This is a genomic window from Thermonema lapsum, from assembly GCF_011761635.1.
Lineage (GTDB): Bacteria > Bacteroidota > Bacteroidia > Cytophagales > Thermonemataceae > Thermonema > Thermonema lapsum.
The window spans coordinates 199,708-218,485 of record NZ_JAASRN010000001.1; the positions used below are offsets into that span (position 1 = coordinate 199,708).

Annotated in this window: 15 protein-coding genes; 5 read left to right on the forward strand and 10 right to left on the reverse strand. The window is 47.9% G+C overall.

Annotation, left to right across the window (positions count from 1 at the left end; translation table 11 throughout):
- The first annotated feature begins 15 nt into the window (after positions 1-15).
- Positions 16-1,089: a COX15/CtaA family protein gene (locus tag FHS56_RS00800; RefSeq protein ID WP_166917990.1), complete on the forward strand. Its 1,074-nt coding sequence runs from the start codon at positions 16-18 to the stop codon at positions 1,087-1,089.
- Positions 1,090-1,111: 22 nt separating this feature from the next.
- Positions 1,112-2,011 carry a heme o synthase gene (cyoE, locus tag FHS56_RS00805; RefSeq protein ID WP_166917991.1) on the forward strand — a complete coding sequence of 300 codons (900 nt, stop codon included), beginning with the start codon at positions 1,112-1,114 and terminating at the stop codon, positions 2,009-2,011.
- Here the strand turns inward: cyoE and FHS56_RS00810 are convergent.
- From FHS56_RS00810 to FHS56_RS00825, 4 genes are all read right to left on the reverse strand, one after another.
- Positions 2,004-2,597 carry an IMPACT family protein gene (locus tag FHS56_RS00810; protein WP_166917992.1) on the reverse strand — a complete coding sequence of 198 codons (594 nt, stop codon included), beginning with the start codon at positions 2,595-2,597 and terminating at the stop codon, positions 2,004-2,006. The two genes, cyoE and FHS56_RS00810, sit on opposite strands and share 8 nt — an antisense overlap.
- Before the next feature lie 19 nt (positions 2,598-2,616).
- A complete protein-coding gene (locus FHS56_RS00815) occupies positions 2,617-5,772 on the reverse strand; it encodes a two-component regulator propeller domain-containing protein (protein WP_166917993.1) in 3,156 nt (1,051 codons plus the stop codon).
- Positions 5,769-6,677, reverse strand: a complete 909-nt coding sequence (locus FHS56_RS00820) for a hypothetical protein (protein ID WP_166917994.1) — start codon at positions 6,675-6,677, stop codon at positions 5,769-5,771. The genes FHS56_RS00815 and FHS56_RS00820 overlap by 4 nt, the downstream gene beginning before the upstream one ends.
- A gap of 94 nt (positions 6,678-6,771) precedes the next feature.
- Positions 6,772-7,917, reverse strand: coding sequence for a hypothetical protein (locus tag FHS56_RS00825; RefSeq protein ID WP_166917995.1), 1,146 nt, complete (start codon positions 7,915-7,917; stop codon positions 6,772-6,774).
- Between the two features lie 100 nt (positions 7,918-8,017).
- On the opposite strand from FHS56_RS00825, the gene FHS56_RS00830 reads away from it, so the two are divergent.
- Positions 8,018-8,896 carry a DUF2279 domain-containing protein gene (locus FHS56_RS00830; protein ID WP_166917996.1) on the forward strand — a complete coding sequence of 293 codons (879 nt, stop codon included), beginning with the start codon at positions 8,018-8,020 and terminating at the stop codon, positions 8,894-8,896.
- Here FHS56_RS00830 and FHS56_RS00835 read toward each other — a convergent pair.
- Together FHS56_RS00835 and ispF are read right to left on the reverse strand one after the other, a co-directional pair.
- Positions 8,893-9,894, reverse strand: a complete 1,002-nt coding sequence (locus FHS56_RS00835; protein WP_166917997.1) for an ABC transporter ATP-binding protein — start codon at positions 9,892-9,894, stop codon at positions 8,893-8,895. The two genes, FHS56_RS00830 and FHS56_RS00835, sit on opposite strands and share 4 nt — an antisense overlap.
- A complete protein-coding gene (ispF, locus tag FHS56_RS00840) occupies positions 9,891-10,379 on the reverse strand; it encodes a 2-C-methyl-D-erythritol 2,4-cyclodiphosphate synthase (protein ID WP_166917998.1) in 489 nt (162 codons plus the stop codon). Before ispF ends, FHS56_RS00835 begins: the two co-directional genes overlap by 4 nt.
- Before the next feature lie 110 nt (positions 10,380-10,489).
- Between ispF and hemN the strand changes: the two genes are divergently transcribed.
- Complete coding sequence (gene hemN / locus FHS56_RS00845) at positions 10,490-11,869, forward strand: oxygen-independent coproporphyrinogen III oxidase (protein ID WP_166917999.1); 1,380 nt, start codon at positions 10,490-10,492, stop codon at positions 11,867-11,869.
- 7 nt (positions 11,870-11,876) lie between these two features.
- On the opposite strand, the gene FHS56_RS00850 is transcribed toward hemN, so the two are convergent.
- The 4 genes from FHS56_RS00850 to FHS56_RS00865 all read right to left on the reverse strand — a co-directional run bounded on the left by FHS56_RS00850 (position 11,877) and on the right by FHS56_RS00865 (position 16,275).
- Positions 11,877-12,764, reverse strand: coding sequence for a DUF3822 family protein (locus tag FHS56_RS00850; protein ID WP_166918000.1), 888 nt, complete (start codon positions 12,762-12,764; stop codon positions 11,877-11,879).
- A gap of 100 nt (positions 12,765-12,864) precedes the next feature.
- Entirely contained in the window at positions 12,865-13,491 is a 627-nt protein-coding gene (locus FHS56_RS00855; protein WP_166918001.1) for a hypothetical protein, read from the reverse strand.
- Between the two features lie 135 nt (positions 13,492-13,626).
- Positions 13,627-14,934: a LysM peptidoglycan-binding domain-containing protein gene (locus tag FHS56_RS00860; protein WP_166918002.1), complete on the reverse strand. Its 1,308-nt coding sequence runs from the start codon at positions 14,932-14,934 to the stop codon at positions 13,627-13,629.
- A gap of 48 nt (positions 14,935-14,982) precedes the next feature.
- Positions 14,983-16,275: a M16 family metallopeptidase gene (locus FHS56_RS00865; protein ID WP_166918003.1), complete on the reverse strand. Its 1,293-nt coding sequence runs from the start codon at positions 16,273-16,275 to the stop codon at positions 14,983-14,985.
- A gap of 98 nt (positions 16,276-16,373) precedes the next feature.
- Here FHS56_RS00865 and FHS56_RS00870 point away from each other — a divergent pair, with 98 nt between their 5' ends.
- Positions 16,374-18,719, forward strand: a complete 2,346-nt coding sequence (locus FHS56_RS00870) for an ADOP family protein (RefSeq protein WP_166918004.1) — start codon at positions 16,374-16,376, stop codon at positions 18,717-18,719.
- Positions 18,720-18,778: the final 59 nt, after the last annotated feature.

An 18,778-nucleotide genomic window follows, 5' to 3' on the forward strand; every position in this document is an offset into this window, starting at 1 on the left:
GTATATTGATTGCGCATGAGTGATATACAGATTTCTCACCTACGGGCTTTTGCCGTGGCTGTCATGGCATGTGTGATAGCCTTCTTTTTGGTGGTATTGGCAGGGGGTGTTGTGCGTAGTGTGGGTGCCGGTATGGGGTGCCCCGATTGGCCTAAGTGCTTCGGGCAATATGTACCGCCTACTTCTGCTGATGAGCTGCCGCAGAATTATCGTGAGTTGTATGCTGCCAAGCGCAAAGAGAAAAACGAACGTTTTGCCCGTTATTTGCATTGGCTGGGTAAAGAAGAGTTAGCAGCTCGCATCTTGCATGACCCTTCGGTTTATGTGGAGCAGCCTTTTAATGCCGCCAAAACATGGACTGAATACATTAACCGTTTGGTGGGGGCACTGTCGGGCTTGGTGATGTTGCTGACCACCGTGTGGGCGTTTCGTCTGCGAAAAGTACGCAAGCGCTGGTTTTGGCAATGTGTGGGAGCACTGGTGCTGCTGCTTTTTCAGGCATGGATAGGCTCTATTGTGGTCTCTACCAACTTATTACCGGGAATGATTACGTTTCATATGTTGCTTGCTATGGCTTTGATAGCTTGGATGCTCTGGGTGTGGGCAGACGTGAAGACGTTCATAGGCATAGAGGCATCCGAGCAGAAGATGACAGCCGGTAGGTCATGGGGGCTCTCAGCTGCTTATGCTTTCTTCTTGCTCTTACTTACTTGGCAAATAATAGAAGGAACTGGTGTGCGTGAAGTTGTGGATGTGGTAGCACAGCAAATGGGTGCTTCTGCTCGTGCCTATTGGGTGGAGGGCTTGCAGGAAGTACTCCCGCTGCATCGTTTGCTGTCGATAGGGGTAGTGCTGACGGCTTGTGTAGTGGCAGCTTTGACTTTTATGGCACCTTCACCCTTGTTTTTAAAGAAAGCAGCGGCAGGTATTCCGGCTTTGCTTGCATGGGAGGCGGGAATGGGCATGAGCTTGGCTTGGAATGCCATGCCTTTTTATTGGCAGCCTTTACATTTGCTTGTGGCGATTGTAGCATGGGCTTGGGGCTTTGCAGCTGTAAGTTTGTTATGGAAAACATCCAAGACTGCCTGAGCTTTATTTTAAATTTACGTCTATGAATGCGGCAACCGAAAGTAAAGTAAATTGGAGGGCGAGACTATCGCCTTATTGGCGTTTATTGAAGCCTCGCCTTTCGTTTTTGGTTATCTTTTCTTCGGCTTTCGGCTATTTTTTCGCAGCCCGGGAAGGGTGGCAATGGCATACTTTGTTTGCGCTTTGCATAGGGGGATTTTTTATTACCGGTGCGTCGGTGATTATCAACCAAGTGATTGAACAAGACATAGACGCCCGCATGAAGCGCACACAGAACCGCCCTTTGGCAGCCAGAGAAGTATCGACCGATGCGGCACTTAGTTTTGCGCTGATAGTGGGGGCGTTAGGGTATTTGCTTTTGTTGTCGTTTACCAATCCCTTGACTGCCTATGTCGCTTTGTTGTCATTATTGGCATATGCTATTTTATACACTCCCTTGAAGCGGGCAGGTGAAATAGCCGTATGGATAGGCGCTATTCCCGGGGCACTGCCGCCTTTGCTGGGTGTGCTTGCTTATGAAGGGCGCTTTACTATGGCTGCCATGCTGTTGTTTATTTTGCAGTTTGTTTGGCAGATGCCTCATTTTTGGGCTATTGCTTGGGTGGCAGACGAGGACTACAAGCGGGTGGGGTATCGTTTGCTGCCACGCGGTGGGCAATGCACCCGCGATACGGCGCGCTATATCATGTGGGTAACTGCTTTGATTGTTTTCTTACCATGGGCATTGTGGTATTATGGCTTGCTTCATGTGGCTACTACCTGTATGCTTGGCTTGCTGGGTTTGTGGTTTTGGAGCAAGGCTCTCAGACTATGGCGCCGCACAGACCGCAAGAGTGCCTTGCAATTGATGTTTGCTTCTTTTGGATACCTGCCCTTAGCTCAGTTGATGATATTGACAGACCGCTTTCTGCTTTCTAACTGACAAGCCAAGCTTGCAGCTGTGCGCTGGCTTCTACCTGACGGGAAAGCGGTACGGCTATACGCGCCCTGCAGCGACTTTGAAAGTCTTGTTCAACAAGGCGGGCATGTAGTTGATTGAGTAGCCGCATGACCTGTGACGTCTCTTGATAATCGTATTCTATGGTAAAGAAAACTTCTCGCAGGCGCTCTGTTATACCGCCATCGACAAGAGCTGCTTGGGCAGCTGTTCGATAAGCATGAATGAGTCCGGGCACGCCCAGCTTGATGCCTCCAAAATAACGGACAACTATTACTAGCACATTGAGCAACTCCAGTGAGCGTATTTGATTGAGTATGGGAGTACCTGCAGAGTGAGCAGGCTCTCCATCATCATTGGCGCGCATGAAGGGCTCGACAGCAGCATCCAGTACATAGGCATAGCAATGATGCCTTGCATCATGATATTGCTTTTTAATAGCTTCTATGTATGCTTTTACTTCGGCTTCGGAGTTTACCGGATAGGCAAAGCCCAAAAACTTACTTCCTTTTTCTCGATAGACGCCTTCGCCCGGACGCGCCAAGGTGCGGTAAGTGTCTGTATTTACCATAATCTTTGACCAATCCTTTTTATGGAGTTAAACGGAAGCCTACCACCAATACGTCATCTACTTGGGGGCGCTCACGCTTCCAGTTGAAAAAGAATTCTTCAATTTGCTTTTGTTGGGCTTCGGGGCTGAGGCGGGCAATACGTTGCAACAAAGCATAAAAGGACCTTGCACCGAGCTTTCGCCCCGTAGGACTGCCAAACTGGTCTTTATAGCCGTCAGAAAAAAGATAGAACCAAGTGGGCTCGTCTATGTTGATGGCATAGAGCGGAAATTCTTCTTCTTCCACGGTTTGACTCCAGAGTGCGCTGATAGCCACCGCAGCGCCTTTATATACATGCAAGCCTCGGCTATTGACAGCTATGAGGTGATGGCGCGCGCCGGAAAAATAAAGTATTTTACGGGAAACATCCCATTGGCAGATGCCTATTTCCATGCCGTCTTGCAGTCCATTTTTTTCTATGATAGATGATAAGCCGTCGTGCAATGCTTTCATGGTACAGGGTAGGGGGTGTGCTTTTGTAAGGTTGAGCACTTCGTTGAGTAGAAACTGCCCGATGATGCTCATGAAAGCACCGGGGACCCCATGTCCGGTGCAGTCGGCTACTGCCAGCGTAGGCAGCGTTGCTACGTCCGAAAACCAGTAGAAGTCGCCCGAGATGATATTTTTGGGTTGATGGAAGCGCCATAAGTCGGGGAAGTGCTGGCGGACGGTGTTCACGTCAGGCAAGGACGACTCCTGCAACAGGCGTGCATACTGAATGCTGGACAAGGTGGTGTTCAGTTCGTCTTCGAGAGCAGCAGTGCGTTGCCTTACTATCTCTTGCAGTTCTTCTTTTTGCCGTTCTATGTTTTGAATGCGCCAGGCGTAAAATCCGCCTACGAAGAAAACAAAGGCAAGTGGGATGGCAATATAAAACCAGATGGTTTCGTAGAAGGCAGCTTGGATACGAAACGAAACAGTAGCGGCTTGGAGGCTCCATTGTCCGTCGGCATTGGCAGCATACACCTCTAAGCGGTAGTTGCCCGGCGGTAGATTGGTATAGCTTACCATGCGTGGATGGTTTTGTAACTGCCACTCCTCATCAAAGCCTTGCAGGCGGTATTTGAAAGTGATTTTTTGCGGGGCTACAAATGAACAGGCAGTGAAATACAAAGTGATTCTTTGGGGATTGGGGGCAAGTTCTATGGGTTGTTGTTCGTTGGGAAGCCACGACTTTCCATCCACTTCTATTTCTGTGATATGCATCAAAGGCGGCACTTTAAGTGTAGGTATATTGCTTGCTTCAATATGTATCAAACCTTCATGAGCGGGTACCCATAGGCTGCCGTCGGGCGCACGAAGGCTATGGGCTGCTCCTGTGCATTCATCTGTTTTTATGCCGTCGTCTTTGTAATAAATCTGCCAAGAGAGAGCGCCAGAGCCTGTGTTCATATATTCAAGTAGCTTGCGGTAATTACCTTGCACGATGCCTTTTGCTGTAAATAACCATACTTTTTTGTTGGCGTCTATGGCTATGTCGAAAGGACTGTCGTGAGGCAAGCCCTCGCGTGATGAATAATTTTTGACCTTGGCATTTTGAAGGTTCACATAGCTGAGTCCGCCGGTGGTGCATACCCACAGGTGGCGGTCGCCTTCCAGTAAGGTACTGAAGACCGTGTTACTACCCAGTCCTTGGTCAGTAGTGAGTATTTGCAGGCTGTTGTCCGGGTGTAGGATTACCAGTCCTGAGTCGTTGGTGCCTATAAAAATGTCGCCGTTGGGGGCTTGTTCAAGGCTCATGATGAAGTTGGAGGGGAGAGCGCCTTCTTGTCGGTTGATGCGCCGTATGGGGCGCAGCTGGGGGTCCAAGACGGTGATGCCTCCCCAGCGGGTACCTACCCATAAGTTGCCTTGACGGTCCTCCATCAACATACGTACGGCGTTGTCCGAAAGCCCGGTCTTTTTGTCTAGAAATTGTTCGACTCCATTCGGGTGGATAACAAGCAAGCCATAAAATGTGGCTACGAAGATGCGCTTTTGGCTGTCTTGGAGAAGATGAAAAATACGCAGGTGTGGCAAGGGTGTGCGTGTAGGGAAAGGCTTTACCTTTAAGTCTTTAATGAGATACAGTTTGCCGTCGTTGCTACCTGCCAATATGCTGCCATCGGCAAGCGCACATACAGCGCCTGCCCCTTCTTGGCTGAACCCATTTTCTTGGGTGTAGGTAATGAACTTGGGTTCTCTCAAACGGAAGAGCCCATCGCGATAGGTGCTTATCCATAGGCTGCCTTCTCTGTCGTAGCAAAGGTCCGTAATATTAAGCAAAGGGTTTTTGTCTTTGAAAGAGAAGAGCTCTATTTTGCCGGTGTGGGTACGCTGACGAAACAAGCCTACAGAGGTGCCAAACCAAAGGTTGCCGGCATCGTCTTCCACGACGGCGTGCACTATACAACTGCTGCCTAACGGAAGTGGTTGGAACTGTTGTCCATTCCAGTAGGCAATGCCTTGCGTACTGCCACACCAAATGCGTCCGTCGCCGGTCTCATAGAGTCGTAGGGTGAGATTGGTAGGAAGCCCTTCCTTCTCGGTATAGTGTTGCCATCTATCGCGACTTTTGCACCACACGCCTTGCCCGTTTTGGCTTACCCATAGGTTTTGGTTACTGTCAACCAATATACCGTAAATAGCTCCATTGCCGTCTGCAAAAGAGGTATCTAAGGAAAAGGTCTCTTGTTTTATGTTAAAGACAGATAGCTGTCCGTTTTGGGTACCTATATAAACTTTTTGATTGTGATAATGAATAGCCGTGATGCGCCTGCCTCTGAGTCCGTGATAAACAAATTGACCGTTTTTGTAGGAATAAAGCCCATCTTCGTTGGTGCCAATCCATAGGTAGCCCATGCCGGCAGCTATCGCATTGACAATGTTTGAGCGTAGCTCAGGGATATTTTTTTTGTTAAACACATCAAACCGCTCCCCGTCGAAGCGTGAAAGACCGTCGTAGCTGCTTATCCATAAGAACCCTTCTTCTGACTGCACCACACGCGAAGTATGAGAAGAGGGAAGCCCCTTGTCAGTGTTCCAGTGTTCTAGTAGCAAACATTCCAAAGGAATAGAAGGAGAAAAAGATTGGGTTTGTCCTATGAATGGAAGCCAGAGAACAAGCCATATACAGATTCTTCTTGTTTGTTTCATGCAAAAACACTTAGTAATTCCTGATAAGCCAGCAAAAAGAGCGCAAGTAAAGAGATGAATATACCCGATTGATTGACAATGGATAGCCTTTCTCGAAAGAAGAGGACGCTGCCCGCCGTAGATAGCAAGATAACCAATATATTGAAAATAGGAAACATAAAAGCACCGTCTTGCTTGAAGAAATCCAAGCTACGGAGCATGAAATAAAGCGAGAAAATATTGGGAAGCCCCAATACAATGCCCCCGATGAGCTCACGCATCCCGATGACACGCTCTTTTTGTGTCCACTGTTTGTATTGTACAACCAGTAAGCCAAGGATGCCGGCGGTTGCAAATACCCCTATGGTAAAAAGCGGCTGTGTTTGGGCGTTCAATTTATGAGCATTCACATAATTGAGTGTGGTGTCGATGGTACCACTCATAAAGAAAACAGCAAACAACAATGCCAGCCCACGCCACTCTACACTTTGGGGAGTGTAGCGCGGGCGCAGCGAGCTGAGTACAATCGCAACAAAGACTAGGAACATGCCCGCGATGTTGAATGCGTCCCATTGTTTGCGTTGTTCAATTGACAAAAACAGTAGGCTGAAAATCACGGGGATAACCAATGATAGCTTGGACGCTACCGAAGCCGCACTTACCCCTACCTTTTGGGTACTGTAAGCCATCATATAAAAGGTGGAGATGAAGCAAAAGCCCAAAAAAAGAGCAAAAGGAAGCCATGGCAACAGCACTTCTGTTGATGCAGGCATGCTGACATCTGGCAACAAGAGAATGCCGCTGAGCGTGCACACCCAATAATTGACCACAATACCACCCAGCAGGTGTACCCTCTGCTTTTCAAAAGCTTTAAATATAAGAAACAAGCAGGCAGTAAGGCTTACGCTTAATAGAAAATCAATCATAGGTTTTCCCTTTCATCGATAAAAAACGTAGATGCTCTATTTTGAACATCTACGCTGCGCGGAAAAATTTTAAAATATACTTAGGCTTTGCTTTTTAAAAAAATGTTTTGACTTCTGCCCACAAACTTGAATTGACTATCATGGCAATAATCAAAGAAACGAACAATCCTATAAAGGCAAAAAGTAAATCTTTGCCGATGAGTTTCCATGTCTTTGCCAGAGTTTTTTTCTCCGAAATCTTGATAGCAAGTTCACGACCTGCCAACAGACCCAAGAATACCCAAGTCGTACTCATGGGTATGGTGCTTGCCGTAAGTTTGTACAACAAAATGCCGGCATAAACCAAGTCAACCAAAGTGGCAGCACGTGTATCGGCTATTTCTGTTTTTTCATCTACAATCTCTTGGATGCGGTCGCCGCGCAGGTAGAACAACAAGCCTAACCCTCCGAAGATAATTCCGGCAAACAATAAAAACTCGCTAAAGTTTAAGTGTCTCGGCAAATACACCGCTATATTGGCGGCATCCTGCATGAGCCATACAGCCCAAAGCGCACCGCTGGTGAGCCATTGCGCCACCACCCATACTGGATGTGGGTGCCCTGTGAACCACTTCTTAGTTTGGCGGTGGATGACCATCCACACGACAATGGCAATGCCAAAAGCCAGCAGATAACCGCCCACACTCTTAATAAACACTTCGCTGATGCCCGAACTGCTGGCGGTAAAGGCACTCAGCAGCAAGAAGGTAGTCGATACTGGCATTTTCATGCGTGTGAGTATAAGCAAGAAGATAGGGGCTGCCAGTTGAACGAAAGAGAAAGCTGTGGGCTGTGGAAACAACAACTCGCCTGTTTTCTTATCTACCGACATTAAGCGTTGATAAGACACGTCGCCATCATAAATGAGCCAGCCTATGGTCATGGTAATCAAAAAAATCCCCCCTATGTAAAGCCAAAGTATCCACCAGGGGCGTTCTTTATTAGAGGCAATGAATGTTCCTATGGTTTGTATGCTATCATTGGCAACAGCAGAATAGGCAGCAATAAAAAAGCCGAACCATGCGGCGGCTACAGGATGAGGATGCAACACATAAGCCAAGGCAAATAACAGAACGCATACCAAGATGAAGATACGTTCACGGCGCCACGCTTTGCGTAAACGGACTGCCCGGCGGGCACGCGCCATGTCAGTTGTCGAACGGGAAGTTGGGATGGAAGATTCTAAATTGTGCACTTGCATACGAGCAAAATTTATGCAATATTACTCAGATTTTGCGGACTATTCAAACCGGCATTGCCGTGGCTTTCGTGATTCAGTTTTTTCTTTACACCTTCTGCTTATGCTTTATCGCCTGCTTCTTTTTTTAGTGATACCTCATCTTGTTTTTGCACAAAAAGCAGCAAGCCTGCCGGATAGCTGCGCAAAAAGACGAAAGACTTTTTTATTACTTGCTGGCGGGGGCTATGCTGCCGGCATGAGTACTTTGGGTTATGCATGGTATAGGCAGCAAGGCATGGTAGGCTTTTCCTTCTTCAACGATGCTCCCCAGTGGATGGGCATGGATAAAGCTGGGCACGCCTTTACAGCTTTTTACTTGGCAGAAAATGCAGCAGTAGCTTTGCGGCAGTTGTGCTATTCTCCGCAAGAAGTCCGTAATAGGTCAGCTTTGCTTTCTTGGGCAGCCATGTTGCCTATAGAAATACTGGATGGCTTCTCACCGGCATACGGTTTCTCGTGGGCAGATGCGGGGGCTAACTTGTCCGGCGCATTCCTTTATTGGCTGCAAAGCAGACAGGGGCAGGTCGTTGTACGTCCAAAATATTCATTTCACCCTTCGCCTTATGCTGCCTTGCGTCCGGAGGTCTTAGGCAACAGCATAAGTGAGCAATGGTTGAAAGACTACAATGGACAAACCTATTGGCTTTCGTTTGATTGGCAGGCTGTGTTTTTGCGTCGCCCTTTGCCTTTGCCCATAACCTTAGCGGCGGGCTATGGTGCCGAAGAAATGGTATATGCCCGCAGGGAGGAGAACCTGCGAGCAGGCTTCCGTCCATATGCCCAATTGTATTTTAGTATAGACATGGAGTGGAGTCGTGTGCCTACTTCAAAGCCTTGGTTGCGTACTGCGTTTCGTTTTTTGAACATGATAAAAATCCCGGCACCGGCACTGGCTTGGGATGAGCGGCATGGGTGGCAATGGCATTGGCTTTACTTTTAGTGAGTGCTGCAACCCATGTTCTTGAGTGCTTCGTGGAGTGAAAGCCAGTCGTAATACTGTGTACGTTTTTCGCGCGTTTCTATTTGCCAGCAACTGTCGGTCGAGCAGTAAATTTGTATGTCAGCACCTGACGGAGAAGTAGCAGCCTGCCAACCCAAGCGCTCCAGCAGGTGGCGGGTCCATGCTTTGTAGGGGTGCTCGCTGCCGTGTAGAAAGTAAGTGCCGCATGCTGCTTGCGGAATATAGCGCATGCCAATCGGGTCAAGCTGCTGCCCTGATTCTGCAAAGAGCATATCGAAATAGCCATGAGCGCCCAGTTCTTCGGCTATGCCGCTGACCAAGCGTCCGTCGGGCAGAAGCAGCCACAAAACATCACAAAACTGCATAGCCATAGATAGCTCATGGGTAGAAAACAAAATACCTTTTTGCTGTTGCCTGCAAAGTTCTTTCAATAGCTTGAGTAAGCTATGGCGAGCGGGCAAGTCCAAGTAGGTAGTGGGCTCGTCTAGAAGGATGAAAGGGGTAGCCTGTACTAAGGTGCGGGCAAGCATCACCTTTTGTTGTTGCCCGTCGCTCAACTGCTCGAAATACTTGTCTTTGAGCGAGAGCGCTCCACACTGAGCCAAGGCACGCTCTATTTGGCTGCGCTGATGAGACGAAAGCTGCCACATATCCATGAAGGAGGAGTGAGGGTACAAACCGAAGCTCACCAGCTCCCATACACGCAAGTAGGGCGTAGAAGGGTGATGGGTCAATATAATGCTGATGTAGCGGGCGCGTTCACGGGCATGCATACTGCTGAGTGGGCGCCCCTGTATGCTAATTTCACCAGCAAGCGGCGGCAGTAAGCCCCCCAACGTCTTGATGAGTGTAGATTTACCGCCACCATTGGGCGAGATGAGTCCTATTAGTTTGCCTTTGGGCAATTGAAAACGAAGCCCTTTAAAAAGAACATTTTTTTTATTGTAACCAATGCTCAGGTCATGTGCTTCAATCATGCTTGTTTTTTATGTATGAGTGCTACTGCCAAGGCACTGATACCCTCTTCGCGTCCGACGAAGCCCAGTTTTTCGGTAGTTGTTGCTTTCACAGACACCTGCGATATGTCTATACCCATGACTTGTGCCAGACACTCGCGCATAGCAGGAATATACGGTTTTATCTTGGGGCGTTGCAGGCATACGGTAGCGTCCACATTGCCAATGGCGTAGCCTTCGTTTTGTAAAAGCTCTACTACAACTTTCAATAGCTTTTTGCTGTCTATACCTTTGTAAGCGGGGTCAGTATCAGGAAAATGCGTGCCTATATCACCCAAAGCGGCGGCGCCCAGCAGTGCATCACAAATGGCATGAATGAGTACATCGGCATCGGAGTGCCCCTCAGAGCCTACGTGGTGAGGTACTTCAATACCACCAATCATCAAAGGGTAGCCTTCCTTCAGGCGGTGAACGTCATAGCCTTGACCTATCCGGATGTTTATCATAGCAAATGAGTTTTGCAGCAAAACTAATGAATGATGAGCAATATCATTGTATGCCTATGAGCTAATTTCTTTTTTTGCTTTTACTAATGAGTCATTGCGTAGTAAGTCTTATGACACAAGTAGCTTCTTCACTGATTCGCAAATATGCTGTTCCCGGACCTCGTTATACGAGCTATCCTACTGTGCCTTTTTGGGAGAACAACTTGAATAAAACGCAGTGGAAAGAGGCAGTAGGACAGCGCTTCCTTGAAGAAAATGAAAAACGGGGCATAAGCATCTATATTCACTTGCCTTATTGCGAAAGCCTGTGTACTTACTGTGGGTGCAACAAACGCATTACCAAAAATCACAGGGTAGAGCGCCCTTACATAGAGGCACTGCTCAAAGAATGGGCGTTGTATGTAGATTTGTTTCAATCAACCCCGAAAGTAAGGGAAATACATTTGGGAGGCGGCACGCCCACGTTCTTTAGCCCTGCTCATTTGCGCATGCTCATCGAGGGCATCTTATCTTCTACCCGCTTGATGCCCGATGCCGTATTGAGCTTTGAGGCGCACCCTGCCAGCACCACGCTTGAACATCTGCTTGAGCTGTATGCTTTGGGATTTCGACGTTTGAGTTTAGGCATTCAGGACTTCGAGGCGGAAGTACAAAAGACAATCCACCGCATACAGTCCTATGAACAAGTGGAAAAGGTAGTACAGCAAGCCCGAGGCATCGGTTATGAATCCATTAACTTCGATTTGATTTACGGCTTGCCCAAGCAGACTTTGCATTCGATTGCGCGCACCATTGAACAAGTAGAACAGCTGAAGCCCGACCGCATCGCTTGGTATGCCTATGCCCATGTACCTTGGATGATGCCCTCGCAACGAAGCTTCGAGCAGTGGCTGCCTTCGCCAGAAGAAAAATTGTCATTTTATGAGTTTGGAAAGCAGCGCTTAGCGGAAGCCGGCTATCACGACATAGGCATGGACCACTTTGCGCTGCCTCACGATGCGCTATTCAAAGCCTACGAAAGCGGGCAGCTGCATCGCAACTTTATGGGTTATACAGCAGTAGACACGCGTTTATTGATAGGCTTGGGAGCTTCTTCTATTGGAGATGCTTGGGGGGCTTTTGCTCAAAATGAAAAGAAAGTAGAAGATTACAAAAAGGCAGTGGAGGCAGGCAACCTGCCTATAGTGCGTGGTCATCGGCTGACGGCAAAAGACTTGTTGATTAGGCAAAACATTTTGGACTTAATGTGCCGCTACCGCACTATCATAGACAAAGAAGCGCTGGGAGAAGCCGATAGCCACACCATCATGGAGGCAATGCAGCCGCTTCTTGCCGATGGCTTAGTAGAAATAAAGCTACATGATGCTCATAGGACAACCATAGAAGTGAAGCCAAGCGGGAAGCCCTTCATTCGGAACATATGTATGGCTTTTGACTTGCGCTTACACCGCAAGCAGCAGAAAGAGCATCTCTTTTCTTCTACGGTATAGCAGCTGTTTAATCCAGAAGGTGCATATTGAGCAAATCGTAATAACGATGGTCAAGCACTTCTTCGAATTGATAGCTGAAGAGCAGATGAGGCGGGCGCCCACTGAAACGCAAATCTTTGACGTATTTGCGTAATATCTCTATCGACTTGGCAGAGGGGCTTATCTCGCCATACAGGAGGATGGGCGTTCCGTGGGGGGGCATTTGTAGTTCGTCTAAGGCAAAGAGGGTGAAATACACGAAATCCTCAGGCGTAAATATCGGAAACTGATTGATAAGCTTTACTTGCCCTCCCTTGACGGCTATGATGAGCAAGTACTTGGTTTCACCGTACACATGCAAGCCGTTTTCGGGCAAATTGCCTAAGGCTGTATCGCGCATGATGGCTTCTGCAAATACATGAGCTTGATGATAGATGCTTACACTTTGGTTCAGGTAGTTATTTTGCAGATAGCTGGCTACGTCACTGGAGGCTTTGAAGATACAAAATGCCCCCAATGCGTTAGATTCTGCAAAACGTGTGGTATCATTTTCCAGAAGAGCTTCGGTATCGATAGCATGCTGAAGGTATTCGTCGCAGCGATACATATCGAATAATCCGGCAGGAACCCATGTGAAAGGAGTGGCACGAAATGCCAGCTGCACTTTCGCCCAGTAGCCAGCTTTTAATAAGTTGTGCCTTTCGTAGAGTTCTTGAATCGCTTTGAGCAGTTCGTCCTCTGTGTAAATGTTTGAGCCCCGGTAGTCTTCCAATAACAGGCATCTCGACTTATGGACATCGACAGCGCAAAAGCGTATAGTACGCCGGCTCACCATGATAGATAGTGTATATTCTGACAGCCGGTTGATGTCTAATTCTGCATCTTGTATTTTGTGAGCTGGTTTGTCGAAAATCATGGATGCTTTTTTATGGAAAAAGATAATAAGCAAATAGCATAATAACAAATAAGTAAGCCCCTTCCAAGTGAAGGGGCAGGGAGTTATGATTGCTTTGGTTTTAGAATTCCCAAGTACCTTTGGTGGTCAACTCGCTTTGTGAACCAAAAGCCAAGACCGGTTTTGTACCTTTTTTACGTGTGGGGTTTTCAGGATTGGGGTCTGCCACGTATATCAAGCAAATGATGTTGCCGAAGTTTTCGGTTTGACCTACGTAGAGAAAGAAGCTATCGGCTTTGGCTGCTTGATTGGTAGCTGTTGTTTCTTCGTCCGGAACGTAGCCTGTTACCTCTTGAATAGTCGGACGCAGGGGCAGGCGAGCGATTTCTTCCTTGCTCATCCCTTTGAGCAGAGAGTCACGCACAGCCATCACCGACAAGGTGTCGTAGGTAACAATTACAGAGTCATTGCCCAAGTCTTCTTCACGCTTGGATATGTTATAGAGTGAATCTTCCAATGCAAACTTAAGCAGTTTTTCCCAAGAGGTAGCGTAGCAGCCATATTTGGCATAGTAGGCTTGTTGTAATTTACGTATGACTTCTAGCTTCTTGATAATAACTTCTTCGGTGCGTTCTATGTTGCGTTTTTCTTCTATAGGTTTACGCACAGTGTTGTAGATTTGAAAAGAAAGGAAGAAGGCAACTACAAATAAAACGCTTGTGAGTATCCAGATAGTCGTTTTGTTCATTGCTTTTGTTGTTTAACTGGTTTATCTGCTTCAAAAATACAAAAAATAAGAAATAGCAAAAGAGGGGGGTGAACTCTTTTGCATAGAGCAGTGATTATATATCTTTCTTTGGCAAGCAGTGTGCGGATGCTTTTTTTACTCTCGTACTTCTATTGGTACATGACGGGGGCGTTTGTAGCGCAGCCAGATGACACGCCCTTTTTGAAGAGATTCATCTTGTTGCATCCGGTTGCGTTTCAGTAGCTTTTTGTAGCGCACCCCATACTGCTGTGATATGCTCCAGAGGGTTTCCCCCTTTTGTACTATGTGATACAGCTGTTCTGTTTTCTTTCGTTTTTTGGTAAAAAAGTAAGGAACCCCAGCTTGAATGGAAGCACCTGCCGGCAGGTCGTTGTACTTGTAAAAATCTTCAACAGAGATGCCTCCCAAGCGGGCAAGCGAGTCGGCAGTGTCTTGGGCGTTTGCAATGACAGCTCTCATGCCGTTGATAGTAACCATCTTGCGGGAAGTAAGGCGGCTTTCGGTGGGGAGGGTGGGCGTAGCTGCCGTTTCGAGGCGCGGATAGCTGATGTTCACTTGTGCAATTTGTTCATTGCGCAGGGGCATAATCAGTAGGTAGGTATCGTCGGTAGGCAGTCTATTTTGTTTCAGCCAAGGGTTATGTTGAGCAAGGGCGGCGGGGTCGGTTTGAAAGTAAGGAGCAATCTCCTCCCATTGCCGTTCAGCTTGTGTAGGCGACCAAGGTACAGCAGCCAAGATGGGGTCGGGCAATTGAATTTTGACAACCTCTTCCAAAGCTATCTTGTGCGCAATGAAGCGAAGCAGGTACCAATGGGCGTTGCCTTTAATTTCCATGCTGGTTGCTCCATAATAAAGGGCATCGGTGTAATCTTTTGCACCAGAGGCACCGGTGTAGTAAGCAATGACAGCATATGCCCAATTGCGATACAAGGCGTAGTGTTTTTTCAGGTAACGGGCGGCTCCTCGTGTGGCGTGCACCAAGTGCATGCGCTCGTCCACTTGCTCATCGATGCGCAAGCCTACTTCCCGTGCTGCGGCTTCTTTCATTTGCCAATAGCCTACGGCTTGTGACGAAGAGACGGCGTGCCCTCGGAGGCTGCTTTCTTGTACTGCCAGATACTTTAAATCGGAGGGTACTTGCTCTTCGGAGAGTATGTCTTCGATGATAGGGAAGTGCATGCCTGCCTTGTTTGCCAGTTTCATCAAAGCGTTATGGTTCTGCCATAGTTTGTTGACTTCGTGTTGCACCTTTTGTTGGGCTTCTTGGTCGAGCTTTATACTCATGCCCATCAGCTGCACCTCGGCGGGCACAGCTGGGGTAGCGCTGTGTTGGGCTGCCAAAAGGCTGGGTAAAAGCACCCAAAGCAGACATTTAAAGCAAAACTGCTGCGACTGAATAGATAAAGTTGGCAAAGAAATCATATTGAGCAATTATTTGCGTGGGTTGCCATTCTATAAAATAATGCCCTACTACTTTGGTGTTTGGGCATGAGGTCCTACGCTTATCCAGTGAAGCATATCCGGCAGAAAATAATTGGCAGCCGTTTGCTGTATATCTTCGGGGCTTACTTCCCGTATGTGTTGTATATAATGGGGCAGGGCGTCGAAGGTGTCGCCTTGTTTAAGCAGACGGCTAAAAGTATCTACACGCCGGAACATGTTCGAAAGGCTATTGATGAACTGGCTGATAAGATTGAGTTGCACCGTGTGCACTTCTTCTATGGGGGGCGGGGTCTCTGCCAAGCGTACAAGCTCACGGCGTATTTCATTGAGGGCGTCATGGGTATGAGTGGCGCCTACTTCTGTTGTGATGACGTGGATACTTAAGCCCGGCAGTTCTTGTATGTAACTGTGGATGCCATAAGTATATCCCTTGTCTTCCCGCAGGTTTTGCATGAGCCGAGAGCCGAAATATCCTCCCAGCAGGGTGTCGGTAACTATTAGTTTGTAGTAGTCGGGGTGGTTAGTTTCGGGCAAGATGCGCCCTGCATAAAGGCTTGATTGCAGCTGTTGAGGTCCGGGCAGATGCCAACAAACAGGCGTTTCTGTCGTTTCTAAGGCTTCGTAACGGAAAGGGGTTTTTGTAGGCAAATGACCGAGTAGCATTTCGAGCTGCTCCATGATGAACGAGGCATTGCTACCGGCGGCTACTACCGTCATATTGCTGGCATGGATTTGTTGCGCGTGATATTCTTGCAGGTGCTCGATGCCGGTTTGTTCTAGCTCATTTATTTCTGTAAGACCTGTATAAGGGTGTTTTTCGCCCAATACGGCTTTTTTGAAAGCTCTTGCCGCTACATAGTCGTTTTTTTGTAAGGCATTGATTAGTGCTTGTTTAAGGCGCTTTTTCTGGAGGTCGAATCGTTCTTCGGGGAAGCGGGGATAAAGCAGTGCGTCGCGCAGCATGGGAATCAATGCTGGAAGATATTCTTCAAGTACGCTCACCGACAGCAGGCTGTAAGCGGTATAGCTGCTGTAGCCTACTTCTGCACCATGATAGTCGATGATTTCATTGATTTGCTCGGCATTGTATTCGCGGCTTCCTTCCAGCAGCAGGCGGCTGTGGAGTTGCGCTTGTGCCGCGTGCATGCCGGCGCTGTTTCCGCCTTTTACAATCAGCTGGAAATAAGTAAGTTCGCTGCTTTTGTCAATAATCAAATAAACAGGAATGCCATTGGACAGGTATTTTTTCTCAGGAAAAGGAATATCTATGTGGTCTATCTCGTAAACCGGTGGGGCTTGAGTTCTGTCTATGCTTGTCATAAAGATTTCTTTTTTGCTGCTGTTAGGCTATAATAGGCAAAGATATAAGGAAGTTGTTAATTTGTAGAGTGCCATTTTTAGTAAAGGGCTTTGGTTGCATGATACGTATAGGGTCTTTTGTGTTTCCGTTTTCTGCTTCTTGGTGGTTGCCTTCCTTCTTGCTTGCTTTTCACCTTTTGTTGCTTACGGCGGCGGTATATTTCTGGCAATATCATCATCAATATGAGCATGATTTTTTGGGCTATGACCGTATTTACCGCTTGAGTGCTTCTTTCGATACAGACCAAGGGCGGCGTTATTTGGCGGCGGCTCCGCCTGGCAGCAACGAGTGGTTACAGTTTTTCTTCGATGACTCTTTGGAAGCATGTACTTACTTGCTGCCTACCGAAGGCGCTATACTGACTTATGCAGACAGGCATCATTTTTCCAAGTATGTGTTTCTTTCCGACCCTTCTTTCTTTGATGTATTCAGCCTATCCGAAGAGACGCGCTCGCTTAGTGGTACGCCTGCTGTATGGCTGAGTGACTCGCTCGCCCGCTCATTGGGCTTGCATGATGAGGGAGGCACGCTTGATGTACGTTCTACTTCGGCTCTTTTTTTTGATGCTTCGTATGCTTACCAAGGCGTACTGCCGCTGCCGCATCGCACCCATCTGCAAATAGATGCCCTTTTGCTGGAGGCGCCGCTTACCCGCCGGCAACAGCTCTCGTGGCGCTATGTATATGTGAAGATGCGGGTTCCGTTATCTGAAGCTGCCAAACAGTACTGGGAAGAGCGCATCACCGACTCTTTGCGTGCCTACTATGAGGAGTATAAAGCTCTTCGGTTTGAGTTGACACCCATTGAGCGCTTGCATCTCAAAGCATGGGGAGCGCCCGAACAGGAGCTGGCTATGGGAGATGCGCTGCCTTTGATTGTACCCCGAGCAGTGTTGGCAGTCGCTTCGTTTTTGTTTTTGGTTACTGCCTTCTACTATGCACTTTGGCTTAGAATGCGCTGGATGGCACGCCGCAAAGAGTGGTTTGTGCGGTGGGTATCCGGCGAAATGCCTATGCTTCTTTATGGACGTTATGCTTTGTACGTATTGGCAGCTTGGGGGGGCGTGCTTGGACTTACCGGCGTACTGCACGAATGGGTGCCTTATGAGCGGTGGTTTATGCTGCCTACTGCATCTTTTGGGCAGATTGCCATGCCTTGGATAGGGTGGGTGTGTGTCGGGGCATCTGCTTTGAGCTTATGGATAGGAGTAAGGCAAAACTTGCATTCCCTGCTTTTGTCTTGGCAGCAACAACGCCCGCTTTTGCTACGTCGCATGGCAGCCGTTTTGTGGTTGCCTCTGTGGGGGCAGCTCCTGCTACTGTTGGCGGTAGGGGGTATTCTGGCTTTGCTCATTCAGCAGCTTAACTATGTAGAGCGGCGTTCCTTAGGATACGATTCCCCTTCTTTGGTATTAGTACGTTTGCCTCAATACGGGGTGCAGGCTGCTCAATTAAAGGAACTGCAGAAAATATTAGCGCAGCAGCCGCCGGTGCGTGCTGTAGGGCGGGTGCTGGAAGTACCCTCTGACCTGCTTTTGCCCCAACTAATTGTATATAAACAAGAGCAAAAGCATGCAGGATGGCAGCCCCTGTTGTGGGGGCGTATGATGGTCATGGAAAATGCTCCGCAAGCTCTGGGAGTAACACTATGCCAGGGGCGCTATTTTAAAGAAACAGACAACATACGGACAAGTGTGATGCTGAATGAAGAAGCTTACAAGCAGCTTGGTGGCGCGGCTCTGGCTTTTGTTACTGACAGCACTGGCACGCCTTTGCCAGCACAAGTAGTGGGAGTGCTGCGTAACTTTCACTTCGAGAGTCTGCATCGTCCCGTAGCACCTATGGTATGGCTCAAAGGAGAAGGGCGGGTAGGCAGTATTTTGGTACGCCTGCATGGGGAAGTGCAAAAAAAAGACTTGGACATGGTCCGGAAAGTATGTATGCAAAAACTTTCAAACGTGCCGGTGGTCGTAGAGAAGCAGAGCGAGCTGGTATTTCGCCAGTATGATTATGAGCGCGTGCTGTTGCGGCTTTTGGGTTTGGCGTGGGTAGCGCTGGTGCCGGGATTTCTACTGACGGCTTGGATAGCTGTGCGTCAGTGGATAGGCATGCGGCGGCGTAGTATGGCTATTTATCGTTTGCTTGGGGCATCGGTGTATGATTTCCTTTGGCAGGAAATGAGTATTTATTTTGCTTTTTCTGGCTTATCACTGCCTTTGGTCTGGTGGGTGCAATATAGCATAGAGAAAAGCTGGGTTCAGCAGTATTTTGCCTATTTTTCGCCTGTTTGGTATCACGCCTTTTTTACCCCCCTTGCCTTGCTTATGGCTTGTATAACAATATTTTGTTTTTTTGTATTTGTTCTGTGGCGCAGCATTTTCTTACCTGAAGAATTTCGTGTATAGTGAATTTGAAACAATTGAATTTGAAATTTTATTTTTGTCATGGCAAACATCATTTTAAA